The sequence below is a fragment of the Lentilactobacillus sp. genome (genome assembly GCF_040773105.1).
GTDB classification, from domain to species: domain Bacteria; phylum Bacillota; class Bacilli; order Lactobacillales; family Lactobacillaceae; genus Lentilactobacillus; species Lentilactobacillus parabuchneri.
This window is the reverse complement of the sequence record NZ_JAXGWW010000003.1, coordinates 1-26,811: the sequence shown is the minus strand read 5'-3', so window position 1 is coordinate 26,811 and position 26,811 is coordinate 1. Positions and strand designations below refer to the sequence as shown.

Sequence of the window (26,811 nt, the reverse complement as noted above, 5' to 3'; positions counted from 1 at the left end):
ATTCATCCAATAGGAGTGTGCATTATACGTCACAGATAAAACATTGAATACTCGTGTCAGGTTATCAGTATCATCTTGGGTCCAGTCAAGTGTCGGATCCTGACAATCGGTCGCTCGCAAAATTTCAGCGGAGGCAGCCAACCAGTAAGTTAAGGTTGCAAATCGAAAATTATATGCAGACAGCGCCGATTGAATTTTTTCATATCGGCGAATCGTATCCATGGCATTCTTTCGATATGTAATATCTCCTGTGATGTACCACATCATTGTTTGCTTAAAAATTGTTGCTCCATCTTTATTCACACGGTCCCCAACGTATTCGCTGGGGTTGGCATAGCCAGTCACTGCCCACGGTCCGAGAATGTGGATAAAGATGTCATTCCACCACTGAAAATAAATTCTAGGTGATTTACTTGCAAACGAATCCCTGGTGTATGCATTAAATGCAGTTGCCCAGGGCTCGACCCCAGCTCGGACCTGTTTTTGCATCGTTTCCAACTGATCAACACTCATCGTAATTCCTGGATGTGTAATCGTGACTGGTTGGGTATTTCCGTTACTGTCTGTGTAAGTTGTTGTATAAGTACTTGTCTTCAACTTCGGTTGGTAGCTGGTGATCAAGGGTGATACTTGATTTGCACTTGCCGGTTGTGCCAGCAAGAAGCATCCTATTAATGTCAACATGCTCAAAACGCCAACTAATAATTTGGATGTTCTCAAATTAATCGCTCTCCTCATTGTGCCATGAATGGCCACTAAAAAATATCCAACTGCAACAAATAATAATGATCCATTTATGGAAATGATTATATCACGATTAAGAGCAAAACAATGTAAATTTCACCCCCAACTCTCCAATAAAACCAGAGCATCACATCTTGTTATTTCTGTCGGAATTTTTCAAAATGTTCCGCCAAATATCGGGTCGTCAAACTCTGCGGATTGACAATTAAATCTTGTGGCCGGCCTTTGGCAACGATTTGCCCCCCTTGATCACCCCCGCGGGGACCCATGTCGATCAAGTAATCGGCGTTGGCCATTAAATCCAAATCATGGGTGATCATCAAGACGGTCGCTCCTTGGTCAATCAGCTGGGAGAACACCTTTAACAGCACGTGGACATCCAATGGATGCAGTCCCACCGTTGGCTCATCAAAGATAAACAAAGTGTCATTTTGACGGCTCTTCATGTGTGACGTGAGTTTTAGTCGCTGTGCCTCACCGCCTGACAGGCTAGGGGTCGATTCGCCGAGGTGAAGGTAGCCAAGTCCCATTTGTTGAAGAACCTCAAGCGTTTTGGAAATTGACGCGTCATCTTCAAATAACGCGATCGCATGGCCAACGTCATAATCCAATACATCGGCAATCGACATCCCGTCCCACTTAATTTTTAAAATATCTTGGTTAAACCGTTTGCCACGACACGTTGGGCAAGTCTCAACCATGTCAGGCAGGTACTGAATGTCCAAAGAAATTTCACCCGTCCCACCACACGTTGGACAAGCACCCTGTTTATTATTGTAAGAAAAGTAGCTTGGGGTGTAATGATTCTTCTTGGCAGCCGGTAACTGGGCAAACTTTTTGCGCAAATTATCCATGATGTTGGTATAAGTGGCCAGCGTTGATCTGGCATTTTTCCCCACCGGAGTGGCGTCAACACTGACAATGTGTTTCAGGCGACCAGGTTCAAAGTTGGAAATGTAGTCGGGAAGAGAGCGCCGATGAATTTTGGCTTGAAAAGCATCCAGTAATCCATCCAACACCAACGTCGTTTTACCCGCGCCGGAAAAGCCGGTTATCGCAATCAAACGGTTAATCGGAAAATCAGCCGTAACGTCGTGTAGGTTAAAGCGGTGACTGATCGTCAACGTCGCCTGACCTTTCTCAAAGACATTTTTCTGGACAACATTTCGTGTCATCAATGTGGCCTGACCGGTCAGAAACGGGCCAATCAGTGACTGCTTGCTGGCGCGAATTTCTGCCGGCGTCCCCTGATCAATCACCTGACCGCCATTCACACCGGAACCGGGACCGATTTCAATGATGTAATCAGCCGCATTAATAATCGACGTTTCGTGGTCAACCACCACCAATGAATTTCCCTGATCAACAAGTTGGTGGAAAATCTTGATCAAACCCGAAACGTTATCCGGATGCAGTCCGACTGAAGGCTCGTCCAAGACGTACAGCACACCGGTCGTTTGGGTACGCAATGTCCGTCCCAACTGGATTCGCTGGAGTTCTCCGGTTGAAAGTGATGCGCCGGCACGGTCCATCGTCAAATAGTCCAACCCCAGATCAAGTAACGGTTGGGTTTGATTCAACAATTCAGTCGTTAAATTCTTCGCGAGTGGCTGCATATTTTCCGGCAGCCATTTTTTAATCCGTTCAACAAATGCCGGCAATTTGCCAATTGGCAGATGACTGGCTTCCGCAATGTTCATGCCGTCAATCAGCTGGGTTAAACGATCCGGATTCATCCGGGTACCGTGACACACCGGGCAGGTGAAGAATCGGTAAAATCGATTGAGCCGTTTTAATGCGACTTCACTTTTAGTGGTGCTCATACTATCTTCCACCGCGTTATAGGCATTTTCGTAGAGCGCGTTATCCATATGGAAAACCCGGCCGTTTTTGCTGGGGATATCAATCGCAAAATGTTCCTGCTTGCCGTGGAGAACCATGTCTTTTTCTTTGGCAGTCAGTTGGTTATATGGGACATCGATTCGAACCCCCGCAGCTTGGGCCACGATCGGCATAAAGTTGCGCCCAGGAATCCGCCAAGCGGCCACAGCCCCGTCTCGAATCGTTTTCGTTTGGTCTCCAATGAGCTGATTGGGATCCAGTTGTTTGGTAATCCCCAAGCCCTCACACTTTGGACAGGCACCGTCTGAATTAAACGCAAAGTCTTCGGCGCCAAATGCGCGAAATTTCACGCCGCAAGTTGGACAGGTAATGACGCCCATTTGCTCGCCCATCACGTCCATCGCTTCAGCAATCTTAATTGTTGGCGGCACTTGATGTCCATTTGGGCACTTTGGCGACCCCAAGCGGGAATACATCAACCGCAAAACGTTGAAAATTTCCGTCATGGTTCCAACAGTTGACCGGGCACCAGGCACGGTTGGTCGCTGTCTTAATGCCAGCGCAGATGGAATATGCTTGACCGAATCAACATCGGCACGGCCGACTTGGCTAATCCGCCGACGAGTGTATGTTGCTAATGAATCCAAATACCGACGGGCACCTTCGGAATACAAAATTCCCATCGCCAAAGAAGATTTTCCTGAGCCGGAAAGCCCCGAAATAGCAACGAATTGATGCAACGGGATATTAACGTTGATATTTTTTAAATTATTCACTTTTCCCCCAACCACCTCAATGTGATCGGGCAATTTGTTTGCTGGCATATAACGACTCCTTTTGAAAATATGATTAATTTAATTCTAACGCAGCAAGAACTTTTGCGAACAAAAAAAGCCAAACCATTACTGGTTCGACTCTCATTATTTTACTCAGATTGTCTTTAACTTTCCTCTGAAATCATCAAGCGTTTGGTACCCTTTTTTGTCCATAATTTCTTCAAGTTCTTTAGAAATTCGTTCAAAAATTGGCGTTCCTTCATATCCAAAGGCAGTTCCAATTTGAACTAAGTCGGCACCACACAAAACGTGTTCGAAAACGTCCATACCGGACTTGATGCCACCCGTTCCAATAATTGAAATTCGCGGATCGAGCCGTTGCCGAAGGGCACGAACGTTGGCCAATGCGGTCGGCTTAACGTAATCGCCACCGAGGCCGCCAAAGCCACCCTTAGGCTTGATGACAACTGATTCGGTTTCTGGATCAACAACCAAGCCATTACCAATCGAATTAATCACATTGATATAAGTCACTGGAAAATCGTTCAACACTTCTGAAATCCCATTAAATTGGTTAAAGTCAAAGTATGGTGGTAATTTTAATCCAAGTGGCTTTTTGAAGAATTTGAACGTTGCGGTCAACACATCACGAACGGCATCAAAGTCATAACCAACTTGAGACTTACCGGCGACGTTAGGACAAGAGAGGTTCAATTCAGTTAAGCCGTCAAACGCACTTTCCTGAACTTTTTTGAGCATCTCAATGTTTTGGTCAATTGATAATCCGGCAACTGATAGAATAACCTGCTTGCCATTTTGACCTTGGTTTTCTTCAGCAAATTTCAGATAATAATCGATGCCGTGATTCGGCAGGCCCATCGAGTTAATGCTTCCAAGTGGCAAAGCCTTCATCCGTGGGCTTTCGTTTCCGGCCCGCTCTTCTGGAGTGGCACTCTTGGTCACACAGCCACCAGCCATTGAGTCGAGCGTCTTCTCCAGTTCGTCGGTGGTTGAGCAGCGAACACCGGCAGCATTTAATAGTAGGTTATCAAATTTGTAATCACCAATGTGTGAGGCGAGTGAGATTTTAGTTTGCATTTGCTTCCTCCCGTTTTGTCCAATCCCAAGGGGCTTTGTGCCAGGTTGATAAACGTGAATATTCTTCATCTGAGAATTTATTTTCTTTGTGGCCCTGCGCAATTAAATCGGCATAGCTGAGTAATGGGACCAACTTTGTATCGGCATCAGCGAAGTTTTTGTCTGCATCGGGCAAGCCGTACGTGAAGACTGAAGCGACGCCGATAACGTTTACGCCTTCGTTTCGAACCGCTTTGACGGCTCCCAACACACTTCCGCCGGTCGAAATTAAATCATCAATCAAGACAACCTTGTCGTCCTTGGTAATTCGGCCTTCAATCTGCTTTCCGGCACCATGATCCTTTGGTTTGGCCCGGACGTATATTAATGGTAGATTCAATCGTTCGGCTACCCAAGCAGCGTGGGGAATCCCCGCCGTCGCAACGCCTCCGATGACGGTTGCGTCAGGGTAGTTGTTCTTAATATTTTCAGCTAAGCCGTCAGCAATCATGTCTCTCAATGATGGAATCGAGATTGTCAATCTAAAGTCGGTATAGATTGGGCTTAAAATACCGCTGGCATATCTAAATGGCTTTTCAAGGTTGATGCTGACAATTTGGTGATCAATCAGTGATTGAATGATTTGATTAGTTTGCATAATTCCACTCCTCTAACATTTTATGATATGCGGCAACCGGATTTTCGGCGCGAATAATTGGTCGGCCGACGACCAAAGCCGAACTGCCATATTCAGCAGCCTGCTTAGGAGTCGCGGTTCTTGACTGGTCATCCTTGGGAAAGTTGGCTGGCCGAATTCCTGGGGTCACGTACAAGAAGTCGTCGCCAACCTGTTCTTTTAACGAGCTCACTTCAAGAGGTGACGTGATAACACCATCGGCACCGGATTTCTTAGCTAACTTGGCCAGTGAAACAACTTGGTCGACCATATCCAACTTGCAGTTTTGCTCATGCTTTAGGGCATCTTCGGTAATGGAGGTTAACTCGGTTACCGCAAGTAATTTCGGCGTTGGCACACCAGCTTCTTCGCTTCCTAGTTCCAACCCTTCCTTAGCTGCAGCAATCATTTCTGATCCCCCCAGTGCGTGGACGGTTGTGTAAGTCACACCCATCCGACCGATTTGCATCATTCCCATCTTAACGGTATTGGGGATGTCTTGAAGTTTTAGGTCCAAGAATATTTTAAAGCCTTTGTTCAATAGTTCCTTAACAATTTCGGGGCCCTCACCATAAAACAGCTCCATGCCGATCTTGACGGTCATGCCTTCATCAGTCGGAAACTGGTTGATAATCTTGAACAAGCCTTCTCGATTCCAAACATCAAGTGATACAATTAACGGTCCTCGCATAATTACCCTCCTGGTTGATTGCAGAAAAAGAGCCCGAGACTGCAGAACTCGGTACATCCCTGTGCCAATCCCTGTAAAATCACGGACTCTTAGATTATTTGTCGTCCGCTTTTGGCCTCTCTGAACCAAATTAAAGCTCTTTTATTTGTTTATAACTTTATCACGTTGATCGCTCTTGTTCAAGTGGAATTTGTTGAGCTGCTTAATCAAACGCCCTTGCATTCACATAATTTCCATGGCATAATACGAACAGCTTAAAAATAAAGAATGCCAGCGAGCATTCATTTGGAGGAACGAAAATGGAAAATACAAATGCACTTACGCACAGCCATGCTTTTACGAAGAATCAGAAATGGGTCATTGCCTCGACCAGTTCAGGATTCGCGTTGGAAAATATGGATGTGCTATTTTTATCTTTTGCGATGAGTTCAATGATTGGCCAACTTCACTTGAGTGGCGGCGCTGCCGGTTTGATTGGGTCAATCACCAACCTGGGAATGCTGTTCGGCGGCATTATGTTTGGCTTAATTGGTGATCGTTTTGGCCGGGTTAAAACATTTACCTACACAATTTTCATCTTCGCGTTCGCCACTGCCATGATGGCCTTTGCCAATAACATTACGTTAATCTACATCTTGCGGTTTCTTGCCGGAATTGGTGCGGGTGGTGAATATGGCGTCGGTATCGCAATGATTGCCGAATCCTTCCACAAGAACCAAATTGGTAAAATGACTTCCGTTGCCGCAATCGGCGGGCAGATTGGTGCGATCTTAGCCGCCATCACCGCCGCAATCGTCATTCCTCATTTAGGATGGCACGCCCTATTCCTCGTTGGAATTGTGCCGGTTGTTCTGACCTACTTTGTCAGACGACATTTAAGCGAAACTGCTGAATTTGTACAAGCAAAAAAGCAGGAAAAAGAATCCACCAGCAAGGCCGTCTTTAAATACATGTTCAGTTCACCAAAATTAGCTTATCAAAGCTTTGCATTAATGATTATGACGACCGTTCAAATTGCAGGTTACTTTGGCTTAATGAACTGGTTGCCAATCATTGTTCAAAAACAATTGGGCCTAAACGTTTCGGGTTCATCACTGTGGATGATTTCAACCATCATTGGCATGAGTCTGGGAATGATTACTTTCGGGTCAATTCTTGATTTCTTCGGACCACGCCGGGCATTTGGCATCTTCCTTATTGCTTCTGCCGCAATGGTCTTTACCATCACATTGGCACACAACACAATTTCACTGCTCATCATTGGTGCCATCGTCGGCTTCTTCTCAAACGGCATGTTTGGTGGCTACGGTGCGGTGATCAGCCGACTGTACCCTACAGAAATTCGGTCGACCGCAAATAACATTATCGTCAACATTGGCCGGGCAATTGGAGGCTTCTCATCAGTGGTTATCGGCATCCTGATGGATAACTACTCACTGACTGTTGTCATGGGATTTCTCTCAATTCTCTACATCATCAGTTTCATGACCATGATCACATTGCCGGGATTAAAGAAAATGACGTTAGAACGTGCATAAATATTGCAAATCAGTAAAAATCGCCAACAAATTGTTGGCGATTTTTTTAGTTAATTTGAATATTTCCCTATAATAGTCGATAATGGTTGTATATACATATTCTGGAGGATTTTAACAATTATTATTTAAGCGAAAACTCGTCAGGCAATTCGAAAGGTAGGTCAAAATAGTAATGGAAAAAATTATTGCGTTTGATATGGACGGAACGGTCGCGGAGACTTTCCCGGTGATTTTTGATTCGTTTAGGCGCACAGTACACGACTACACCGATAAATGGATTAGCAATCAGGTCATTTTGGCCACCTTTGGCGCAAATGAAGTTGGCATGTTAAAGGAATTGATTCCAAATTATTCTGATGAAGTTTTGGCAAGCTTTCACGAGAACTACCGCAGAGCGCATTTACAATTGCGACACCCATTTGATGGGATCGAAAAGTTAATTAAGGAGTTACATGAACGAGACGTGATCACACCGATGATTACTGGAAAGGCGAGCAGAGTCTAAACGTCAGCCTAGATTCTCTTGGTCTCAAAGATGCCTTCTCGCCGGTTATGTCCGGTTCTCCAGACGGTTCAATCAAAGCCAAACAATTTGGTGAAGTCATTAAACAATTCAAGTTAACACCAGAAGACATGGCTTATATCGGAGACGCTTCAACTGACGTCGTTGCCTGTAAGCAGGCAGGTATCAAGTGTTATTCCGCCGCTTGGTCGATTAATGCTAAGCCTGAAGAGTTGGAGAAAATCAATCCTGGCGAGATTTATACTTCGGTCGAACAATTACGAGAGACACTTATCAACGATTAATTTCAAAACAAGGGGTTGGGCAAAGCTAGAAGTTTTGCTTCAACCTCTTTTTAGCCTGACTGTTACCTAGCAGATTCGTGCGCCAAATAGAAACTTTCAGCGTATAATCAGGACCAACGAAACAAATTTGATTGATGAAAGGAATTGATTTTTATGAAAATTCAAGAAGGTTACATGCCATTTCACGGATACCAGACCTACTACCGGATTGTCGGCGAAAAGACACCTGGCAAGGCACCACTGCTTTTAATTCACGGTGGACCGGGTTCTTCTCATAATTATTTTGAACTACTGGATGATTACGCCGAGACCGGCCGCCAATTAATTATGTATGACCAAGTCGGCTGTGGTAAATCATCAATTCCAGACGACGAATCAGTCTATGTCAAAGAGACCTGGGCGGAGGAATTAATCGCCTTACGTCAATATCTTCATTTGGATCACGTACATATGTTGGGCCAATCGTGGGGCGGAATGTTGGAAATGCTTTACTTGACGCACTACAGCCAAGAAGGCGTTAAGAGTGTCATGATCGATGGCTCTCCCGCTTCAATTAAATTGTGGATTAAAGAGCAACACCGACTCATTAAGTATTTGAGCTATGAAGACCGCCAGGCAATCGCTGAAGCCGAGCGGACCGGTGATTTTAGCGGCCCTAAATATTTGGCTGCCAACGACCGTTACATGGAGCGTTACTGCTGGGACGACCCTGATGAAAACTCACCTGAACCCCTAAGACGGCCAACCAACGGTAAAAAAGCCAGTCTGATCGCCGAAGGCCCCAATGAGTTTACTGAAAACGGCACAATTAGTGATTTTGATGTTACCGATGACTTAAAGAACATCCACGTCCCAGTCCTGGTCACAAACGGCACTGATGACCTCTGCACGCCGTTGATTGCCAAATCAGTATACGATCACATTCCTAACGCAAAATGGCACCTGTTCGCTAACAGTCGTCATTTAGCCCTATTAGATCAGCACGACGAATTTATCAGCGTTTTGGATAACTGGCTGAACGAGAATGATTAGCGATGAAAGTTATTATTTCTCCAGCTAAGAAAATGGTCGTCAATCTTGATGATTTTGATGTCTTGGGACTCCCCATGTATCTGGATCAAGCCACAGAAATTTTGGCGGCGTTACGCCAATTAAGTTATGATCAGCTCAAACAGCTATGGCACGCCAGCGAAAAGTTGACTCAAGCCAGTTATGACCAACTGCAACAGATTGACTTACATCAGCGCCTAACACCCGCAATTTTGAGCTTTTCGGGCATCCAGTATCAATATATGGCACCGGATCTGTTAAGTAAGGATGGGTTAGATTATCTGCAAGGTCATTTAAGAATTCTTTCGGGGCTTTACGGAATTTTACAGCCATTCGATGGTGTTGTGCCCTACCGTTTTGACATGGACTCACGTTTGGCAATCGGCACTGCTAACAACATGTATCAGTACTGGGGCGATCGCATTTATCGGGCACTTGCCGACGATGGGCCAATTATCAACTTGGCTTCTCAAGAATATTCGAAAACGATCACGAAATTTCTGAAACCTGACGATCAGTTCATTGACATCACGTTTGGTCACTTGGTGGATGGCCAAATCAAAACCCGAGCGACTTTCGCCAAGATGGCGCGTGGGGAAATGGTCCGCTTCATGGCGGAGCACCACGTCACCGAAGTAGCTGAGCTCACTCAATTCGATTCACCCAACTATCAGTTTGACGAGGCCAGTTCCACCGATACCAATTTAGTTTTTCTGCGTCAATCAGCAGTGGATAAATAAACTGATAGTGTGTAACAAGAATCGGTTAGGTTCCAGAATATAAGAAAATGGTCCAAACATCCTGGGATTGGATGATTGGATCATTTTTTATACGACCTATTTCGGGCGATTCGGCTGAGTCTTATTTGCGCCAAAAGGGACTGAGAAACACATTTCTCAGCCCCTTTTGTCATTCATCGTTTATAGATCTCTAAAGCCAATATCTTTTCGATAGTAAAACTCGTGCAGGTCCAATCTACTTAACTCGGCATAAACCTTTGCCTGGGCACATTCCAAAGTTGAGGCGTGATTATACAAGGTGAAGATTCGCCCACCGGAACTATATAGCTTACCGTCTTCTTCAGTGACACCGGCATAAAAAATGTTTCCTGGTAAATCTGCCGGTAAAGCAATATGTTGTTTCGGTGAGGTTGGATACCCTGGGGCAGCAATCACCACGCCCAGATAAAAATCACCCTGTTGCCATTTGATGTCTGGCAATTTGCGGTCAATCAAATCAGACGTCATCTGGTAAAAATCACTCTCAAGTTGTGGCAGTAATACCTGCGTCTCAGGATCACCCAGTCGCAAATTGTATTCGATAACTTTTGGCCCCTGCTTTGTCAGCATGCAGCCAACGTAAATAATTCCTGCAAACTCCAGGTCTTCTTTGGCAAGCCCGACCATCGTTGGATCCACGATTTCATGAATCGTTGTGTCCAAGACTTCCTGAGTAATATGGGGAACAGGGGAATATGCTCCCATACCACCAGTATTTGGGCCGGTTTCACCCTCATCAATTTTCTTGTGATCTTGGGAAATCGGGAAAACAACCTTCTTGTCACCGCCGACAAATAGCATCAACGAAAACTCTTCGCCTTCAAGAAATTCTTCAATCAAGATCTCACCGGATTTGTCGAGTGCCGTCTTGATGGTTGGCTCCAAGTCATCGGCATCCTTAACAATTGTGACCCCTTTACCGGCAGCCAGCCCGTTTTCTTTGACAACTAGTGGTAATGATAGTTCATCGGCGTAGTGTTTGGCTGCCGCAAAATCCGTAAACGTTTTGAACTTGGCTGTCGGAATATTATTTCGCTGCATGAAGCCTTTGGCAAAATTCTTATCACTTTCCAAGCGGGCTGCGGACTCATCAGGTCCAAACACACGCAGACGAGCTGCGATAAATGCATCGACAATTCCTTTTGAGAGCGGAACTTCCGGTCCGACAAACGTTAGATCAATCAGATGTTCCTTGGCAAATTCAACTAATTTTGGAAAATCCATTTCATCGATATCAACAATCTGTATCTGATCCTTTTTCATCCCAGGGTTGCCAGGGGCACAATAAACTGTTGTAACTTGTGGACTTTTCAACATTGTTGCTGCAATTGCGTGCTCTCGGGCACCGGAACCGATAACTAGGACGTTTGCCATGATGAGATCTCCTTTTGATTGGTTGTTTTTGGTTATGTATAAAGGCTGACAAGCAGCCTTGTGGTGCGGTTTGTAGATTTTGGTTTGGCTAGGTGTTCGGACCCCAGTCTTCACTCTGACTAAAATGTGTTCGCCAGGGCAATAACCTGCACATAAGCCACTTTCTTTGAAAATCAAACTCGATTTCCAAAGAAACCAGCTTATGCTTCGGTTATTAACCGCCCTGTCTCACACTCTGGTTGAAATGTGTTCCGACTCCCCTGTCCCCTACTGCATAAGGCAAAGCTATCAATAATGAACACAAACCGTTCATTATCGCTACCTTTACCTTATGCTCCGGGGCCAATCCGGGTCGCGTCACACTCTGATTGAAATGTGTTCCGACTCCTCTGACACTAACTTCTAAGCCACAAGGAATTTAAATCCAAACCCAGGATTTTAATTCCTTGTGGCTTAGAAACCGTGTCACCCGAGGCTCGTCACACTCTGTTCTTTTAATGCCTGAAATGTCTAACCCCTGTCATGACCATTGCGATACCAAATTTGTCTGCCATCGCAATCGAGTCCTTATCCTTGATGCTGCCACCAGGTTGGATAATTGCCTTGATATCATGCTTTGCAGCATATTCAACACAGTCATCCATTGGGAAGAAGGCGTCCGATGCCATAATCGCATTTTCGTAACCGTCCTTTGGCATTGCCTTTTGGATCGCAATTTTCGCTGAGTCGATCCGGTTTGGTTGGCCCATTCCAACACCTAACGTCTTCGAATCAGTCGTTACAACCACTGCGTTACTCTTAACGTGTTTAACCACGTGTTGGCCAAATTGGAGCGCCTTTAACTGTTGTTCAGTTGGTTGAACCTTGGTAACCACCTTGAAATCAGGAATTTGGTCAATTTCATGGTCGCTTTCTTGAATTAACATCCCACCACTGACGGTAATCTCTTCAAAGCGGTCAGGTTGGTCACGATGGCTCAAATCAGCTTTCAGCAAACGGATATTCTTCTTTTTGGCAAGGATTTCAAATGCTTCGTCCGTATATGAAGGTGCAATGATAATTTCCAAAAAGATCTTGTGCATCTTTTCAGCAGTTGCAGCATCAATTTCGCGGTTCACAGCAATAATGCCGCCAAAAATTGACATTGGGTCTGATTCATATGCTTCATCCCAGGCTTTTTCAATGGTGTCAGCCACACCAACGCCACATGGGTTCATGTGCTTCATCGCAATGACCGTTGGTTGATCAAATTCAGCGACCATGTTCAGTGCCGCGTTCGCATCCTTGATGTTGTTGTATGATAATTCCTTACCGTGAAGTTGGTTGGGAATAATTGATAATTTGGATGGTAGTGCCTTACGGTAAAACGCGGCTTTTTGATGACTGTTTTCACCATAACGGAGTGCCTGTTGCTTTTCATAGGTCAGTGTTAATTTTTCTGGGAACTCTTCTTCAGTTAAGTAATTAGAAATCAGTGCATCATAGGCAGCAGTGTGACGGAATACCTTCGCAGCCAAATGTTTTCTGAAATCGGCGTCATCTTTATGGTTTTTGAGCGCATCAACGACCGGCTGGTAATCAGCCGGGTCGACGACCGTCAGCACACCCGCAAAGTTCTTGGCAGCTGCCCGCAGCATTGAAGGGCCGCCAATATCGATTTGTTCGATGGCTTGTGCTTGCGTGGTATCAGGCTTCTCAATGGTTTCTTTAAATGGGTATAGGTTAACCGCAACCAAATCAATTGGGGTGATACCGGCATCTTTTAATTGTTTCATGTGGTCAGGATTGTCGCGTTTGGCAAGAATACCAGCATGAATCTTTGGATGAAGTGTTTTTACCCGGCCATCCAGCATTTCTGGAAATCCGGTTACTTCTTCAACGCCGGTCACCTTCACGCCGCCATCTTCCAACGCTTTTTTGGTACCACCAGTTGAAACGATTTCAAAGTCCAAATCGATTAACTGTTTGGCAAAATCAACCAGGTTACTTTTATCAGAAACACTTAAAAGGGCTCTTCTTGACATTAGATTTCTCCTCTTTCTAATAATTGTTTAACAACATTGGGATACAAAACATGTTCGGTTGCGTGAATTCGCTGCTCAAGATCGCTCAACTGATCATCCTTGTGCACCGGAACCTCCTGTTGGGCGATGATCTTCCCGGAATCAATTCCGGAATCGACCCAGTGAACCGTCACACCAGTGGTATCGACACCGGCTTCATAAGCATCCTCAATTCCATGACGACCAGGAAACTTCGGCAGCAATGCCGGATGGATGTTGATGATCTTACCCTCGTACTTGGCTAACAGCGTTGGGCCAATAATCCGCATGTAGCCGGCAAGAATAATGAAATCAATTTGATTATCGGCTAACTTTTGGGCGATGACTGTCTCAGCAGCGGCCTTATCCGGATAGTCTTTAAAATTAATCACAAACGTTGGAACCGATTCTTGATGTGCCCGGTCAAGGACGTGAACATGAGCGTGGTCACAGACCAGTAATTTAACTTTGAGCGGTAGGCTTTCTTTCTTAAAGAAATCCGTTAACGCCGTAAAATTGGTTCCTTCGCCGGAAGCAAATATCGCAATGTTTTTTACGTCAGGTTTCATTGTTGATCCTTTCGAATAATAACTTCTTGATGCCCAGAAACAAGCTTACCAACTCGATAAACGGTCTCACCGGATTTCTCCAGTTCTGCTTTAACGTCTTCAGCCACGTCTGGGTGAACGGCAACGACCATTCCCAAGCCAAGGTTGAAAGTATGCTTGAGATCGTCAAATGACAGCTGACCAATGCGCTGAAGATTTTCCATAATTGCCGGCACTTTCCAACTGCCATAATTGAACTCGGCAGAAAGATTCTCAGGCAAGATGCGGGCAACGTTTTCGGGAAGGCCGCCACCCGTGATGTGGGCAATAGCAGTAATTTTCCCCTTATCGATCAGCGGTAGCACGGACTTGACATAGATCTTGGTTGGTCGCAAGAGCTCATGCTTCAAGTCAAGCTCACATCCTGGCAATGTTTCATCAAGTGAATAATCATGTTGCTTGAATAAAATGTCCCGCACTAAGCTGAACCCGTTTGAATGAAGGCCGTTAGAAGCAAGTCCCAACAACACATCCCCTTCACGCAAATTCTCCGCGCTCAGCAGTTTCGCCTTATCGGCAATCCCCACTGCAAATCCAGCCAAATCGTAGTGACCATCCGTATACATATCGGGCATTTCAGCGGTTTCGCCACCAACCAATTTGGCCTGCGCTTGGGAGACACCATCAACAACTCCGCTGATAATGTCTTTGGCTTTGTCATTGTCCAAATGACCAACCCCAAGGTAATCAAGGAAGAACAGCGGCTTGGCACCCTGGGCCAAAACATCATTGACGCACATCGCGACCAAATCAATGCCAATTGTTTTGTGAAGATTGGCCTTAATTGCGATCAGCAGCTTCGTGCCAACCCCATCCGTTCCGGATACCAAAACTGGATTGTGATAGGTACCCAGCTCTAAAGGAAATAACCCGCCAAATGATCCAAGGGCACTATTTTTAGATAAATTCTTAATATCATCGACTAACTTGTAACCAGCGTTGATGTCAACACCGGCCTTTTTGTAGGCGTCCATTATAATGACCTCATCTCATTTGTTGTAGTTGGGCTTGATCGCGATCGTACTCTTCTTGGTAATCATAAAGTGGTGTTGGATATTGACCGTCAAAGTATGCAACACAAAGTCCTTTGTTAGGCGCATCGGTCTTCAGGTTAACTGAATCGACCACGCCTTGAACACTCAAGAAACCAAGGGAATCGGCACCAAAAGTTTCTCTCATTTCTTCGATTGTCTGATTGGCTGCAATCAACTCACGAACGTGTTGGATATCGATTCCGTAAAAACATGGGTAACGCAGTGGCGGTGAAGCAATCCGCAAATGAACGGAAGCGGCGCCAGCATCTTTAAGAAGCTTAACGATCCGTCGACTGGTTGTCCCACGGACGATTGAATCATCGACCAAAACAAGATTTTTTCCGCGAACAACGCCTTTTACAGCGGAAAGCTTCATATTAACACCCTGCTCACGAAGCTCCTGAGTCGGTTCAATGAAAGTCCTGGCAGAATATTGGTTCTTGACCAGCCCCATTTCATAAGGCAGTCCCGACGCTTCGGCGTATCCCATCGCTGCGGACAATGATGAGTTCGGCACCCCAATGACCATATCAGCATTTTCGACAGGTTGTTCTTGAGCCAACCGAGCCCCCATCCGCTTTCTGGCGGAGTGAACGTTGACCCCATAGATATCGGAATCAGGGCGGGCAAAGTAGATAAATTCCATCGAGCAAATCGCCAACTGAGTGTCATTGGTGTATTGGTCAATCGTGATCCCAGAGTCATCGATTTTAATTAATTGACCTGGTTGAACATCACATTTGAATTTGGCGCCAACGGCATCCAAGGCACAAGTCTCGCTGCAGACGACGTATGCGCCATTTGGCAGCTGGCCGACAACCAATGGTCGAAAGCCATTAGGATCAAGCGCTGCGTAAAGCCGATCCTTCGTCATGACCAAGTAAGCAAAGCCGCCCTTGATAATGTTCAGGGCTTCTTTCATCTGGTCATCCAAATTGTCGGCCTGACTCAAGCGAATCAAGTGCATTAAATTTTCGGTATCGGAACTTGAATGATAAATGGCGCCACGATCTTCGAGATTTTTTCGGATTGAAATGGCGTTCGTTAAGTTCCCGTTATGTGCTAAAGCAAACTGGGTATCACTAAAATTAAATGGCAGTGGTTGAATGTTTTCCAGCAAATTACTGCCGGCCGTTGAATAACGAACGTGGCCGATTGCAGCGTCGCCAGTCATTTCATCAACTGCATTGGGCGAATCAAAAACGTCGGTTAACAGGCCAAAGCCCCGCTTGGTTGTCAGATGGCCACTGTTATTAACCGTAATTCCGGCGCCTTCCTGACCGCGATGTTGAAGGGCAAACAAACCAATGTAAGTCAGCTTGGCGGCATCGGGAGTTCCCCAAACACCAAAGATGCCACATTCTTCATTTAAACTTTTTACTTCAGACGGCATGGCAATGCCCCTTTCCAAATCCCGAGCGCTTTATCAACATCGAGGTCAAAGTAACCATCGTTGGCTTGGACAAATAGGTGATTGTCATCGACTACCTTTCCAAGCTGTTGCGCTTCTTTTCCAACCAATTGTTCGAATTCAGCCTGCTTTTCTTGTGGTACTGAGACGATGAAACGTGATTGGCTTTCAGAGAAGAAGTCGGCAACGCTTAAATCGCTTGCCAAGTCGACTCCCAATTGATGACCAAAGGTACTTTCGGCGATCGCTGTGATCAGACCACCTTCGGAAATATCGTGGGCTGATTGTAACAAGTTCGCTTGAATCGCTTGAGTAACGAGTTTTTGAATCTTAAGTTCGTAATCCAAATCAAAGTCAAACAGTTTGCCGGCAATCTTTCCGGTCTGCATTTTTTGAATTTGAGAACCATTAAAACCAGGTTCGGTCTTGCCGACAACATAAACCAAATCACCAGCATGCTTAAAGTCTTGGGTGGTAATATGGTTTAACCCTTTGATCAAGCCAACCATTCCGACCATTGGTGTTGGGTAAATTGGAATATTGTCATATTCATTGTTCAACGAAACGTTTCCGGAAATGACCGGTGCTTCAAATTTCTCGCAGGCTTCGCTCATCCCCATGACCGCTTGATCCAACTCATAGAATTGGTCCGGCTTTTCAGGATTGCCAAAGTTTAGGCAGTCCGTAATTCCAAGTGGAACCGCTCCGGAAGCAACGATATTGCGGGCAGCTTCAGCCACTGCCATCGCACCGCCGACCCGTGGGTTGAGGTACAGGTAGCGACCGTTAACATCAGTGGTGATCGCTAATGCTTTGTCGTGGTGGCGGACCCGAACGACAGCTGCGTCAGATCCCGGTGCCACAACCGTATTCGTTTGAACCTGGGTATCGTATGTTTCATAAATGCTTTCTTTAGACGCAATTGTTAATTGGCCCAGCATCTCTTTCAATGTTTCAGTTGGGTTGGAAATTTGTGGCTCAAATTGCGCTGAATCAACGTTCTTCAAATGTTCAGGAACGGCTGATTCCCGATGGTAAACGGGTGCTTGAGATGCCAGTGAATCGACCGGCACGTCAGCAACCGTCTTGCCGTGATGCAACAATTTATATTGGTGGCCTTCCGTAACGTGACCAATGACAACCGCATTGACACCCTGGTCAGCAAATACTTTTAGGACTTCATCTTCATGACCGGCCTTGACACACAATAACATCCGTTCTTGAGATTCGGAGAGCATCAGTTCAAAAGCTGACATGCCTTCTTCACGTTGTGGAACCAAGTCAAGATCTAGTGTCATCCCATTTCCGCCGGCCTTTGAACCCATTTCTGCAGATGATGAAACGAGCCCGGCGGCCCCCATATCTTGGATTCCCACCAAGGCATCCGAATGGTTGTTAATGACTTCAAGACAGGCTTCCATCACCAATTTTTCTTCAAACGGATCGCCAACTTGGACAGCTGACCGTTGACTTTCATGTTCCGAATCAAACTGGAAGGACGCAAATGAGGCGCCGTTGATGCCGTCACGCCCCGTTTTATGGCCCACGTAAATGATACTGTTGCCAACGCCGGCAGCAGCCCCGACCTCGATTTTATCAAGGTCCATCAAGCCGACTGACATGACGTTAATGAGTGGATTATGGGCGTAGGCATCGTCAAATGCGGTGTCGCCACCAACGGTTGGAATGCCAATACAGTTCCCATAAGCGCTAATTCCGGCAACGATTTGTTGGATAAAATACTTATCAGCATCCGTCTTGGGTTCGGCAAATCTCAAACTATCCATACTGGCAATCGGACGGGCCCCCATTGAAAAGATGTCCCGTAAGATACCACCGACACCCGTTGTTGCGCCTTGAAACGGTTCAACAGCTGAGGGGTGATTATGACTTTCTGCTTTAAAAACAACGCCCTGGTTATCACCAATATCAATAATGCCGGCACCTTCGCCAGGGCCTTTAACGACATGTTTGCCCTTGGTAAAGAATTTTTTGAGAACTGGCTTGGAGTTTTTGTACGAGCAATGTTCACTCCACATCCCTGAGAACAAACCGACTTCTGTGTAGTTTGGTAAACGGTGTAAAACGTCATCCTTGATTAATCCGTACTCATGGTCAGTTAGACCCATTGATTGATATAACTTTTGATCACGAATTTGTTCCGGCGTCGCTTCGGTTGTTTGGTCCATTACACTATTCATAGATTACCCCTCGACTCTTAATGTGATTGACGATTGACTGGAAGACACCCTTGCCGTCATCGGAGCCAAGAATGGCTTCCACGGCGCGTTCAGGATGGGGCATCATTCCAAGGACATTTCCACGTTTGTTAATAATGCCGGCGATGTTATTAACACTGCCATTGGGATTGGTTGCATACTTGAAAACGATTTGATCATTGGCAACCAGGTCTCGTAAAGTCTCTTGGTCACAGTAATAATTCCCGTCACCATGAGCAATTGGCAGGCTAATCAATTGACCCGCCTTGTATTCCGAACTAAACATTGATTGGTCGTTATTAACAACAAGCGGTTCAGTCTTACAAATAAACTTTGCAGAAACATTTTTCTGAAGGCTTCCGGGTAACAACCCGGCTTCAGTGAGAATCTGAAATCCGTTGCAAATTCCAAGAACTGGTTTGCCACTGTTGGCGAATTCCTGAAGTGCAGGAATAATTGGTGAGAAACGGGCAATTGCCCCACTTCTCAAGTAGTCGCCATAAGAGAAACCACCGGGAATAAGTACGGCGTCAAAACCATCGAGTGACTCGTTTTTATATGAGACCAGTTCGACATCTTCTTTAATGATGTCTTTAATTGCGTTATAGAGATCCATTTCGCAATTCGATCCTGGAAATGCAAGGACGGCAAATTTCATTGGGCAGCCTCCGTTTCAACAATTTCATAGTGATAATTTTCCATATTGTAATTGGCCAACAGTTTGTCGCAAATTTCGTTGATTTCATGATCCAACTCATCTTTGGACTTTCCATCAGCAACGGTTAATTCGAAATACTTACCGAGCTTAACATCATCAATATTGTCGTAACCTAAACGTTTCAAAGCTTTATGAACAGCTTCTGCTTCAGGATTCAAAATGGATTTTTTATAGTTTACGTACACTTTTACGAGAGCCATTATTTAACATCCTCCACTTTTTCCAAACGTCCAAGAATTTCTTTATATACAGGAACCAATGCCCCAAGACCTTTTCTGAAGACATCTTTATCAAGTGACTTCTTCGTCTCGCGGTCGATCAAGCGGCAGCTGTCAGGTGAAATTTCGTCGGCCAAGATCAGCTGGTTATCTGAGTCAATCCCAAATTCAACTTTGAAGTCGACCAGATCAATATTCATTTCTGAGAAGATTTCTTTTAAGCGGTCGTTCACTTTAAGGGCAATGGCACGCATTTGTTTCATTTGGTCTTCGGTTGCAACGCCCAAGGCTTCAGCTTGAAAATCATTAATGAATGGGTCATCCAGTTCGTCACTCTTGTAGAAAAATTCTTGAACCGGCTTATCGAACTTCATCAAATGTTTGGCAGCAAATTTCTTTTCGAAACTACCGGACGCAAAGTTTCGGACAACTGTTTCCAAAGGAATGATTTGAACCCGTTTAACGAGTTGGTTATTTGAGTCAATCTGCTTGATAAAATGGTTCTTAATGCCGTGCTTGGCAAGGTCTTGGAAAATCAAGGCCGAAATTTCACAGTTGGTTTGGCCCTTGCCTTCCATTTGAACTTTTTTCTTGCCGTTAAAAGCGGTCACTTGGTCCATGTAATGAACCCACATGGTGTTCGGTTCGTTGGTGGTGTACATTTCTTTAGCTTTACCTTTATACAACAAGTCTTTTTTAACAATTTCAGTCATTTTAATTTTCTCCCTTTAGCATGTCTGTTGATTTCAGTAACTGGTCAATGTCGTCACCAACAACGGTAACGTGGCCCATTTTGCGTTGTGGTCGAATTTCAGCCTTTCCATAATCATGAAAATGCCACTCAGGATGTTCTTTGAGTAAATTTCTGGCAAGGGTTAAGTCGGTTCCCAATAGGTTTCGCATCACTGCGGGCTTCTCTTGAATAATTTCAGGAATCGGCAAGCCGCAAATACTTCTGATGTGGGCTTCAAATTGAGAAATGTTGCAGGCTTCGATCGTGTAGTGACCGGAGTTATGTGGGCGAGGCGCCAATTCGTTAACCATGACATCTTGGTCATTAATCACGAATAGTTCAATTCCAAGAACGCCATATAAGTCGAGACGGTTGGCAATGATTTCAGCATATTGCTTGGCTTTGGCATGAACGGTCTTGGAAAACCTCCCCGGTGCAATCGTCGTATGAAGGATATGATTCTTATGCCGATTTTCGACAAGCGGAAATGTAATCACTTTTCCGTTGAGGTCCCGAGTGACCATCACCGATGCTTCAGCAATGAAATCTTGGCGGGCTTCTAAAATGCAGGTCGCTTTTGAGTAAAGCTCAGAGGCATTGGCAACGTCGGCTGCGGAATTGATATCCATTTGACCATGCCCATCGTAACCACCGGAAACGGTCTTTAAAATCGCAGGATAGCCAACTTCTTCAACTGCCCGTTTGAGTGATGCTTCATCAGAAACCGCCGCAAACTTGGTAACGGGGATGCCACAATCTTTAAGAAAGTTCTTCTCATTCAGGCGTTGGCCGGTGATGTGAAGTAAATCGACACCTTGCGGGAGCTCAGCGACTTTGTTAGCTTTCAGTAATGAATCCTCGTCGACATTTTCAAATTCGTAAGTCAACACGTCACTTTTTTCTGCTAATTTCATTAATGAATCAACATCGTCGTATTCCGCAACAATTTGAAAGTCGGCAACCTGCCCTGCAGGTGCTTCAGGCGTTGGATCCAGAATTCCAACGTGATACCCCATCGATTTGGCAATTAACGCCATCATCTGGCCGAGTTGTCCGCCACCAACGATTCCAATGGTTGCGGGCGGCAAAATTGTTTTAATCGAACTGTTGCTCACTGTTTTTGGCCTCCACTCTCTGCTTTTCTTTTAGATCAGCAAGCCTTTGTTCAACCTGCGGATCAGTTGTTGCCAAGACCTGAGCTGCCAGCAATGCGGCATTCTTTGCACCAGCTTCACCAATGCTGACGGTCGCCACTGGCGCACCAAACGGCATTTGGACGATTGAGAGCAATGAGTCAACTCCGTTTAATGTTCGTGTTTTCATTGGCACCCCAATTACGGGGAGTGTCGTGTTGGCGGCAATCATTCCTGGCAGGTGAGCAGCCCCACCGGCACCAGCAATGATAACTTTCAATCCTTTGTCCCGTGCTGTTTTGCCAAATTCTTGAAGCTCATCGGGCATTCTATGTGCCGAGATAATGTGCTTCTCATAGGGGATTTGAAGACTTTCCAGTTGCTCACAAGCCAGCTTCATCGTTGGCCAGTCAGATATCGAGCCCATTGCTACGCCGACAACGTTTGCCATTTAAACCACTCACCTTTTCAAATTTATTTAGTGTCTAAAGGATACTTGACATGATGTTGTAAGTCAACCTAATCGTTCGTGTTTAAAACGATATATGGCCCTTTTACCCTAAATTTATCCGCTAATTTACGGATTTTGTTTGCTGATTCGACTGAGAACAGTTGTCGATTGTTTTATCCAAACTACTTTTGCGTTAACATGGAAAACATAACTTAATGACAATACATAGGGGGAATTGATATGTTTGGCTTCTTTAAGGATCGATATCGAGAACCATCGTTTAGTATTACCAGCTTGTTTGTTTTTACGTCATTTATCTTTCTAGTGTCCTGGGGCGAGATCAACCCATTCTTACCACTTTTCATCAAAGAAACGCTCCATACAGGGACCGCGGCAACCAGTTGGTTCACCAGCCTGTGTATTGCTGCGCCCTATCTGGTTGGCATGTTGATTGCACCGGTTTGGAACCGACTTGCGATTAAATATGGCGCCAAGCCCTGGCTGCTTCGTGCTGGTTTTGGCTCGGCTATTATTCTGCTGTTAATGAGTATGGTTCAAAATCCACTCCAGTTGGTCATTTTAAAAATCATTCAAGGCCTGTTCGTTGGCTTTATTTCGATTGCCAGCAGTATTCTCATCAGTCTAGTTCCGGCTGCCAAAGTGGGCCAGACGCTTGGCAAGTTAGGCGTTGCCACCAGTTTGGCCACCGTCTTAGCGCCAGTCATCGGAGGAATCTTAATTCCACTGCTGTCGTTTCGGCTCACCTTAATCATTAGTGGCGGACTTCTATTGTTGTGTTGCGGATTCTTACAGTTCAAGTTGCCAAATACGCGTGTTACGCCACGAAGCCATCAAAAAATGCCGCGTCATTTTACCGCGCGGCTGGTTCTGGTGTTGTTGGGGATCCTTTTAATTCAAATCACCAATAATTCGATCACGCCCTACTTGGCTTTGATTGTTCGTCAAATCAACGGTCATGCCGGTCTGCTTTTGATCGGTGTCACCATCGCAATTACTGGCGTCTTTTCATTTGCAATTTCTCATTCAGTTGATTTCTTCATTAATCGTTGGTCGTCTATTGGATTATTGGCTTTTGCGTTACTGCTGGGTGCCATGAGCTATGTCGTCGCCGCCCTTTCCATAACCGTTTTGGCTTTGATACTGAGTCGCAGTCTGCTTGGACTATCTGATGCCGGTCATAATCCAACGATCGAAATCGAAGTGTCCAAAACGATTCCTCACAGCCAATTAGGCTCAGCGTTTGCGCTCCTACAATTCGTCCAGTCATTTGGCGTTGTGATCGGGGCTTTTGCCGGCGCCTTTCTCAATAATTCAGGCGGTTACCGGACCATGTTCACCTGGGCAGCAATTGGTTATTTTGTTTCCCTTGTGGTGGTCTTAACCAGTCATTTATTTCCCGCAAACTTAGCTTCTGAAAATGGTAAAATTAACTCATAACAAGATTTACATGGAGGCTATATGATGAAATTTAGAACCTTAGGTAAAACCGGATACAAAATTAGTGAAGTTTCACTGGGCACTTGGCAGCTTGGTGGCAAGTGGGGCACCCCGTTTGACTCCAAAGATGCCCGAGACACTCTGGAAGAAGCATACAATCACGGCGTTAATTTCTTTGACACCGCTGATGGTTACCAAGACGGTAAAAGTGAGCAAGCGGTTGGCGAGTTTGTTCGGTCTCATCCCGACGTTCACTTTACAACCAAGATTGGCCGTAAGGAATCCCCGCTATCCCTTGAGCACTTCAACCCTGAGCATCTTGTCCGTTACGTAGATGAATCCTTGAAAAACATGGGTGTCGACTCCTTGGACATGGTCCTTTTGCACTGTCCACCAATGATGAATTACTATATGCCGGAAACCTTCTTTGAAATGGATAAGCTTAAAAAGCAGGGCAAAATTCAAAACTACGGTGTCAGCGTTGAACGGGTCGAAGAAGGAATCAAGGCCTTGAGCTACGATATTTCTGCCGTTGAAATTATTTTTAATATGTTCCGGTTGCGGCCGGCAGATTTGTTCTTTGATTTGGCCAAGAAAAATAACGTCGGCATCTTAGCCCGAGTCCCGTTGGCAAGTGGCTTGTTAACGGGTAAATATACGGCTGATACCAAATTTGCGCCAGAGGATCACCGGACCACCAACCGCCATGGCGAACAATTTGACAAAGGCGAAACATTCTCCGGCGTTGATTATCTGACTGGAGTCAAAGCTACAAACGAGTTGAAAGACCGGTTGGGAACGGACAACCTCGCCGCTATGGCGCTGCGCTTTATTTTGATGTTTGACGCCGTTTCTGCTGTCATTCCCGGGGCAAGTAACCCTAACCAAATTGACCGCAATACAACTGCTGCTGAACTGCCGGCGTTTACGGATGCCCAGATGCAGATTGTCCGTGACGTTTACGATCAATACATTAAAAATCCAGTTGAATATCTTTGGTAGTTTATTCAACACAAAAAGCTGAGGTGCGTTAGGCATCTCAGCTTTTTGCGTTGAACGGCAGTCGAGTAATACAGCCGACACTATTTTTGATTCTAAAAAAGGTTGATGTTACAATAACACAAACGTTTGCTTACACGAAAGGATGATTGATTAATACTGTTATGGATAAAAACACGCAATCAGAGGCTGAGATAGAGCCGCAGCAGCCGTCCGTTAATCGCGGTGCCGCAATCAGTCTAAAAACGCTCATGGCATTTGTTGGAATCGCACTTTTGTCGCTTGGAACCACCTTTCTTCGCGAAGGTCGTGTCGGCCTGGATCCGTTTACGGCGATGAACACTGGGATTGCTGCCAAGATTGGCCTTGGTCTGGGAAATACCCAGCTTATTTCCAACTTGGTTATCTTTATGATTGTCCTCTTACTGGATCGGAAGAAGATTGGTATCGGCACCATCATGAACATGATTTTGGTGGGTTATGAAATTCAATGGTTTACAACTTTGTATAATCAAATCCTGCCAAATTCGCTTAACTTTTTGACGATTTCGGCGGACTTGATTATCGGCTTACTGTTGTTCACGTTGGGCTCTTCCATGTATATGGGTGCCAGTCTGGGGGGCGCCCCCTACGATGCAATTGCGCCAATTCTTTCAACTCGAGTTCACTTAAAGTACCGGGTAGCCAGAATTGGCCAAGACATTTTGTTCATGATCGCCGGTTTTTTTATCGGCGGTCCAGTTGGAATTGCTACCATTATCGTCGCCTTCTTCACGGGTCCGTTAATCACTTACTGGAATAGTCACGTCAGCGAAAAGCTCCTGCTTCGGATTAATAATTTCAGTGCCCAACCATCTTTGAAAAATGCCGGCACACAAATTGCCAGCTTTGGCCGCGGAGGGTATCGAACAGTCGTTAAAGCTTACCAGATGACCGAACAGATTCAACGCCATAAGTCAGCCTACACAGACTCACAACTCGTTGAACAATTAAACGAATCACAGCAGCAATTAAAAGAAGCCGGTCAAATCTACGAAAACGCCCAGCGCCAATATAAAATTCTGGTCCAAGAGGCCAAGAAACGTGGCAAGGTCGTTAAGGGAAATTTGCCGGGTAATCGAGCAGAATAAATGGGAGTGTGCCAAAAGGCGGGTTTGCTTCCGTAGCATAACCTAGAATGACTTTTTGAGCTGAAAGCTCGGAAAGTTATTCGTAGTTATGCCTAGGAAGCGGCCTTTTGGCACACGTTCTGGCTATATAAAATTGAAAAAGCAAGGGGCTGTTGGCAAAACGTTAGTTTTGTCACAGCCCCTTCTTGCGTACAAAAAAGTTCCGGGGCTCTCCCCGGAACTTTTTTAGTGGTTTAAATTACGTGACCCTCAAGCTTAAATCCTAGTCCTCATCATCCTCGTCTTCATCCAAGCCTTCTCTTGGTGACTTTCCAAGTAGTGCTTGCAACTTGGCAACGTTGTGGTTGTTGTCTCCAAGCAAGTTGACCAGATAGTCGGCTAAAACCGGGCGATCCTCTTTTTGTGCCAATTTGATTGCGCGAGTTACAAACATGTTTTCCGTATCGTAATCGTGAACCAGATCATCGACAAGCCATTCAGCTGTTTCATATTTATTTTGGCCGTTTTCCTCAAGCATGGCGTACTCAGTGAATTCTTTTTGGGTACTTGGGGTAATGAGGCCTTCATCGATCAGAACTGTCCCTAAGGCATCTTTTTGGCTGTATGCTTGGTCAAGCAAGTCGCCAAACACATTCTTCAACGTTTCAGCGGACATCCCTTTGACATACCACTTTGCCATTTGAAGCTTATTGGCTAAAACTTCCAAGTTGGAAACGATATGTCCGGTCATTGCGCCGGCAGTTGGTGTGTGATGATCAATATCTGCTTGCTTTACTTCTGCTTCGAATAATTTTTCTGGAGTTGCTGTTGTCATATCTTTCACCTCGTTATTTGACTTTCATTGACTGAACTTCGTAGCCTAAATTGGAAACGGTGTCTGATAATTTGTCAGTGGAAATCTTATCACCGTCAAATTCGGTTTTGACTTTAGCGGCATTAAACATCACTTTGACGTTTTCCACCCCATCTTGCTTCTCAAGGGCACCCTTGATTTTTTGCATGCATGACGGGCATGACAGTGCGTCGAGCTGTAAAATTGCTTTACTCATATTAATGACCTCCATCTTCTTTACTGTTTTAATGATAAATCATATTCGCGAACGGATAATTGATCTGGATCAAGTTTTGCAACTTTCGGTCGATAATTAATTAATCTCATTGCGTTAAAGATGACAACCAGGATACTTGCTTCATGGACGAACATCCCACTGGCCATGTATATGAAGCCAAGAATCAGGCCAATTAGCAGTGCGGCCACCGTGGCAATCGCGATGAAAATGTTCTCTTTGGTATTCATCACGGT

24 protein-coding genes and 2 pseudogenes are annotated in these 26,811 nt (G+C 45.2%); 7 read left to right on the top strand and 19 right to left on the bottom strand.

What is annotated here, in order from left to right:
* From AB3112_RS00510 to pyrF, 5 genes are all read right to left on the bottom strand, one after another.
* On the bottom strand, positions 1 to 720 hold a 720-nt coding region (locus AB3112_RS00510), incomplete at its 3' end, for a hypothetical protein (RefSeq protein ID WP_367333810.1).
* Positions 721 to 881: 161 nt separating this feature from the next.
* Complete coding sequence (locus AB3112_RS00505; protein ID WP_084998067.1) at positions 882 to 3,410, bottom strand: excinuclease ABC subunit UvrA; 2,529 nt, start codon at positions 3,408 to 3,410, stop codon at positions 882 to 884.
* A gap of 105 nt (positions 3,411 to 3,515) precedes the next feature.
* The gene (locus AB3112_RS00500; protein WP_057910165.1) at positions 3,516 to 4,460 is read right to left on the bottom strand and encodes a dihydroorotate oxidase; all 945 of its coding nucleotides are present in this window, start codon (positions 4,458 to 4,460) and stop codon (positions 3,516 to 3,518) included.
* Positions 4,450 to 5,097: an orotate phosphoribosyltransferase gene (gene pyrE / locus AB3112_RS00495; protein WP_057910164.1), complete on the bottom strand. Its 648-nt coding sequence runs from the start codon at positions 5,095 to 5,097 to the stop codon at positions 4,450 to 4,452. Before pyrE ends, AB3112_RS00500 begins: the two co-directional genes overlap by 11 nt.
* On the bottom strand, positions 5,087 to 5,806 hold the full coding sequence (gene pyrF, locus AB3112_RS00490; protein ID WP_057911221.1) for an orotidine-5'-phosphate decarboxylase: 720 nt from the start codon (positions 5,804 to 5,806) through the stop codon (positions 5,087 to 5,089). The genes pyrE and pyrF overlap by 11 nt, the downstream gene beginning before the upstream one ends.
* 299 nt (positions 5,807 to 6,105) lie before the next feature.
* Between pyrF and AB3112_RS00485 the strand changes: the two genes are divergently transcribed.
* The 4 genes and pseudogenes from AB3112_RS00485 to yaaA all read left to right on the top strand — a co-directional run bounded on the left by AB3112_RS00485 (position 6,106) and on the right by yaaA (position 9,941).
* Positions 6,106 to 7,344: an MFS transporter gene (locus AB3112_RS00485; protein WP_367333809.1), complete on the top strand. Its 1,239-nt coding sequence runs from the start codon at positions 6,106 to 6,108 to the stop codon at positions 7,342 to 7,344.
* 172 nt (positions 7,345 to 7,516) lie between these two features.
* Positions 7,517 to 8,151, top strand: a pseudogene (locus AB3112_RS00480) (HAD family hydrolase).
* 153 nt (positions 8,152 to 8,304) lie between these two features.
* Positions 8,305 to 9,183 carry a proline iminopeptidase gene (gene pepI, locus AB3112_RS00475; RefSeq protein WP_084973185.1) on the top strand — a complete coding sequence of 293 codons (879 nt, stop codon included), beginning with the start codon at positions 8,305 to 8,307 and terminating at the stop codon, positions 9,181 to 9,183.
* A gap of 2 nt (positions 9,184 to 9,185) precedes the next feature.
* Complete coding sequence (gene yaaA / locus AB3112_RS00470) at positions 9,186 to 9,941, top strand: peroxide stress protein YaaA (protein WP_084973188.1); 756 nt, start codon at positions 9,186 to 9,188, stop codon at positions 9,939 to 9,941.
* 180 nt (positions 9,942 to 10,121) lie between these two features.
* Here yaaA and purD read toward each other — a convergent pair whose 3' ends face one another.
* From purD to purE, 11 genes are all read right to left on the bottom strand, one after another.
* On the bottom strand, positions 10,122 to 11,354 hold the full coding sequence (purD, locus tag AB3112_RS00465) for a phosphoribosylamine--glycine ligase (RefSeq protein ID WP_367333808.1): 1,233 nt from the start codon (positions 11,352 to 11,354) through the stop codon (positions 10,122 to 10,124).
* Positions 11,355 to 11,848: 494 nt separating this feature from the next.
* Positions 11,849 to 13,378, bottom strand: a complete 1,530-nt coding sequence (purH, locus tag AB3112_RS00460; RefSeq protein ID WP_084973190.1) for a bifunctional phosphoribosylaminoimidazolecarboxamide formyltransferase/IMP cyclohydrolase — start codon at positions 13,376 to 13,378, stop codon at positions 11,849 to 11,851.
* A complete protein-coding gene (gene purN / locus AB3112_RS00455; RefSeq protein ID WP_057909951.1) occupies positions 13,378 to 13,965 on the bottom strand; it encodes a phosphoribosylglycinamide formyltransferase in 588 nt (195 codons plus the stop codon). Before purN ends, purH begins: the two co-directional genes overlap by 1 nt.
* Positions 13,962 to 14,978 (bottom strand): phosphoribosylformylglycinamidine cyclo-ligase, encoded by a 1,017-nt coding sequence (purM, locus tag AB3112_RS00450; protein ID WP_084973194.1) that lies wholly within the window; start codon positions 14,976 to 14,978, stop codon positions 13,962 to 13,964. Before purM ends, purN begins: the two co-directional genes overlap by 4 nt.
* A gap of 10 nt (positions 14,979 to 14,988) precedes the next feature.
* Entirely contained in the window at positions 14,989 to 16,431 is a 1,443-nt protein-coding gene (gene purF, locus AB3112_RS00445) for an amidophosphoribosyltransferase (RefSeq protein WP_084973196.1), read from the bottom strand.
* Entirely contained in the window at positions 16,416 to 18,650 is a 2,235-nt protein-coding gene (gene purL / locus AB3112_RS00440; RefSeq protein ID WP_084973198.1) for a phosphoribosylformylglycinamidine synthase subunit PurL, read from the bottom strand. Before purL ends, purF begins: the two co-directional genes overlap by 16 nt.
* Positions 18,643 to 19,326 (bottom strand): phosphoribosylformylglycinamidine synthase subunit PurQ, encoded by a 684-nt coding sequence (gene purQ, locus AB3112_RS00435; RefSeq protein WP_084973200.1) that lies wholly within the window; start codon positions 19,324 to 19,326, stop codon positions 18,643 to 18,645. Before purQ ends, purL begins: the two co-directional genes overlap by 8 nt.
* Entirely contained in the window at positions 19,323 to 19,586 is a 264-nt protein-coding gene (gene purS / locus AB3112_RS00430) for a phosphoribosylformylglycinamidine synthase subunit PurS (RefSeq protein ID WP_057909947.1), read from the bottom strand. Before purS ends, purQ begins: the two co-directional genes overlap by 4 nt.
* A complete protein-coding gene (gene purC / locus AB3112_RS00425; RefSeq protein WP_084973202.1) occupies positions 19,586 to 20,317 on the bottom strand; it encodes a phosphoribosylaminoimidazolesuccinocarboxamide synthase in 732 nt (243 codons plus the stop codon). The genes purS and purC overlap by 1 nt, the downstream gene beginning before the upstream one ends.
* A 1-nt stretch (position 20,318) precedes the next feature.
* Positions 20,319 to 21,452, bottom strand: coding sequence for a 5-(carboxyamino)imidazole ribonucleotide synthase (gene purK / locus AB3112_RS00420; protein WP_084973204.1), 1,134 nt, complete (start codon positions 21,450 to 21,452; stop codon positions 20,319 to 20,321).
* Entirely contained in the window at positions 21,433 to 21,921 is a 489-nt protein-coding gene (gene purE, locus AB3112_RS00415) for a 5-(carboxyamino)imidazole ribonucleotide mutase (RefSeq protein WP_084973206.1), read from the bottom strand. Before purE ends, purK begins: the two co-directional genes overlap by 20 nt.
* Before the next feature lie 240 nt (positions 21,922 to 22,161).
* On the opposite strand from purE, the gene AB3112_RS00410 reads away from it, so the two are divergent.
* The 3 genes from AB3112_RS00410 (at position 22,162) to AB3112_RS00400 (ending at position 25,508) form a co-directional block, all read left to right on the top strand.
* Complete coding sequence (locus tag AB3112_RS00410) at positions 22,162 to 23,379, top strand: MFS transporter (protein ID WP_084973208.1); 1,218 nt, start codon at positions 22,162 to 22,164, stop codon at positions 23,377 to 23,379.
* Positions 23,380 to 23,403: 24 nt separating this feature from the next.
* The gene (locus tag AB3112_RS00405) at positions 23,404 to 24,381 is read left to right on the top strand and encodes an aldo/keto reductase (RefSeq protein ID WP_179136501.1); all 978 of its coding nucleotides are present in this window, start codon (positions 23,404 to 23,406) and stop codon (positions 24,379 to 24,381) included.
* Positions 24,382 to 24,527: 146 nt separating this feature from the next.
* Positions 24,528 to 25,508, top strand: a complete 981-nt coding sequence (locus AB3112_RS00400; RefSeq protein ID WP_367333807.1) for a YitT family protein — start codon at positions 24,528 to 24,530, stop codon at positions 25,506 to 25,508.
* A 262-nt stretch (positions 25,509 to 25,770) separates the two neighbouring features.
* On the opposite strand, the gene AB3112_RS00395 is transcribed toward AB3112_RS00400, so the two are convergent.
* The 3 genes and pseudogenes from AB3112_RS00395 to AB3112_RS00385 all read right to left on the bottom strand — a co-directional run.
* Positions 25,771 to 26,322 carry a ferritin-like domain-containing protein gene (locus AB3112_RS00395; RefSeq protein ID WP_057909940.1) on the bottom strand — a complete coding sequence of 184 codons (552 nt, stop codon included), beginning with the start codon at positions 26,320 to 26,322 and terminating at the stop codon, positions 25,771 to 25,773.
* Between the two features lie 13 nt (positions 26,323 to 26,335).
* On the bottom strand, positions 26,336 to 26,557 hold the full coding sequence (locus tag AB3112_RS00390) for a heavy-metal-associated domain-containing protein (protein WP_367333806.1): 222 nt from the start codon (positions 26,555 to 26,557) through the stop codon (positions 26,336 to 26,338).
* Between the two features lie 20 nt (positions 26,558 to 26,577).
* A pseudogene (locus AB3112_RS00385) lies at positions 26,578 to 26,811 on the bottom strand (cation-transporting P-type ATPase); the annotation flags it as partial.

Bases quoted from the DNA above. Each gene is read 5' to 3' on its own strand.
- purD (WP_367333808.1), bottom strand. From the start codon at position 11,354: ATGGCAAACGTCCTAGTTATCGGTTCCGGTGCCCGAGAGCACGCAATT.
- pyrF (WP_057911221.1), bottom strand. From the start codon at position 5,806: ATGCGAGGACCGTTAATTGTATCACTTGATGTTTGGAATCGAGAAGGC.
- AB3112_RS00410 (WP_084973208.1), top strand. From the start codon at position 22,162: ATGTTTGGCTTCTTTAAGGATCGATATCGAGAACCATCGTTTAGTATT.
- purS (WP_057909947.1), bottom strand. From the start codon at position 19,586: ATGGCTCTCGTAAAAGTGTACGTAAACTATAAAAAATCCATTTTGAAT.
- purL (WP_084973198.1), bottom strand. From the start codon at position 18,650: ATGAATAGTGTAATGGACCAAACAACCGAAGCGACGCCGGAACAAATT.
- pepI (WP_084973185.1), top strand. From the start codon at position 8,305: ATGAAAATTCAAGAAGGTTACATGCCATTTCACGGATACCAGACCTAC.
- AB3112_RS00390 (WP_367333806.1), bottom strand. From the start codon at position 26,557: ATGAGTAAAGCAATTTTACAGCTCGACGCACTGTCATGCCCGTCATGC.
- purN (WP_057909951.1), bottom strand. From the start codon at position 13,965: ATGAAACCTGACGTAAAAAACATTGCGATATTTGCTTCCGGCGAAGGA.
- AB3112_RS00505 (WP_084998067.1), bottom strand. From the start codon at position 3,410: ATGCCAGCAAACAAATTGCCCGATCACATTGAGGTGGTTGGGGGAAAA.
- AB3112_RS00485 (WP_367333809.1), top strand. From the start codon at position 6,106: ATGGAAAATACAAATGCACTTACGCACAGCCATGCTTTTACGAAGAAT.
- purH (WP_084973190.1), bottom strand. From the start codon at position 13,378: ATGTCAAGAAGAGCCCTTTTAAGTGTTTCTGATAAAAGTAACCTGGTT.
- purF (WP_084973196.1), bottom strand. From the start codon at position 16,431: ATGCCGTCTGAAGTAAAAAGTTTAAATGAAGAATGTGGCATCTTTGGT.
- pyrE (WP_057910164.1), bottom strand. From the start codon at position 5,097: ATGCAAACTAATCAAATCATTCAATCACTGATTGATCACCAAATTGTC.
- yaaA (WP_084973188.1), top strand. From the start codon at position 9,186: ATGAAAGTTATTATTTCTCCAGCTAAGAAAATGGTCGTCAATCTTGAT.
- AB3112_RS00405 (WP_179136501.1), top strand. From the start codon at position 23,404: ATGAAATTTAGAACCTTAGGTAAAACCGGATACAAAATTAGTGAAGTT.
- purQ (WP_084973200.1), bottom strand. From the start codon at position 19,326: ATGAAATTTGCCGTCCTTGCATTTCCAGGATCGAATTGCGAAATGGAT.
- purE (WP_084973206.1), bottom strand. From the start codon at position 21,921: ATGGCAAACGTTGTCGGCGTAGCAATGGGCTCGATATCTGACTGGCCA.
- purM (WP_084973194.1), bottom strand. From the start codon at position 14,978: ATGGACGCCTACAAAAAGGCCGGTGTTGACATCAACGCTGGTTACAAG.
- AB3112_RS00500 (WP_057910165.1), bottom strand. From the start codon at position 4,460: ATGCAAACTAAAATCTCACTCGCCTCACACATTGGTGATTACAAATTT.
- purC (WP_084973202.1), bottom strand. From the start codon at position 20,317: ATGACTGAAATTGTTAAAAAAGACTTGTTGTATAAAGGTAAAGCTAAA.
- AB3112_RS00395 (WP_057909940.1), bottom strand. From the start codon at position 26,322: ATGACAACAGCAACTCCAGAAAAATTATTCGAAGCAGAAGTAAAGCAA.